The organism is Mesorhizobium sp. M1A.F.Ca.ET.072.01.1.1, assembly GCF_004023325.1.
GTDB lineage: Bacteria > Pseudomonadota > Alphaproteobacteria > Rhizobiales > Rhizobiaceae > Mesorhizobium.
In genome coordinates, this window is record NZ_RZSF01000725.1 from 1 (window position 1) to 471 (window position 471).

Below are 471 nucleotides of genomic sequence, written 5' to 3' on the forward strand. Positions count from 1 at the left end.
GTGCTGGCTCAGGGCCTGCGCTGGCCGCGGCCGCTGCCGCTCCTGATGGTGCAGGCCTTTGCTCCGCCCTTCCGCGCCGAGGCGGGCGGTGCCAGGCGGACCCGCCCCGGGGACAAAAATTTTGAGCGGGCGGTCTGCGTCGCGTTGGTTCAAGCTGTGGCCGATGCCTGCCGGCTGGCGGCCGAGTTGTCGCGTCGCGCCGAAAAACTTCTCGCGGTGGCGCCAAAACTGCGCGCCAAGGGCGCCGGCGACGTGATTTTTTTGCTCCTGAACGAAGATGCTGTCGTCGGATCGCTGACGACCAAAAACCTGTCGCGCTTTGCGGCGCGACGGCTGTTCGAGCGCCTGCAGCAACTCGAGGCCGTGCGCGAGCTGTCGGGACGCGCCAGCTTCCGGCTGTTTGGGCTGTAGCGCGATGAGCCAAGCCTCCGTTCGCCGCAAGCCAAACGAGCAGCCGGCGTTGCTGGACAC

1 protein-coding gene is annotated in these 471 nt (G+C 67.7%); it reads left to right on the plus strand.

What is annotated here, in order from left to right; genetic code table 11:
* On the plus strand, positions 1-411 hold a 411-nt coding region (locus EOA32_RS37730), incomplete at its 5' end, for a DUF1403 family protein (protein ID WP_128374341.1).
* Positions 412-471 lie beyond the last annotated feature (60 nt).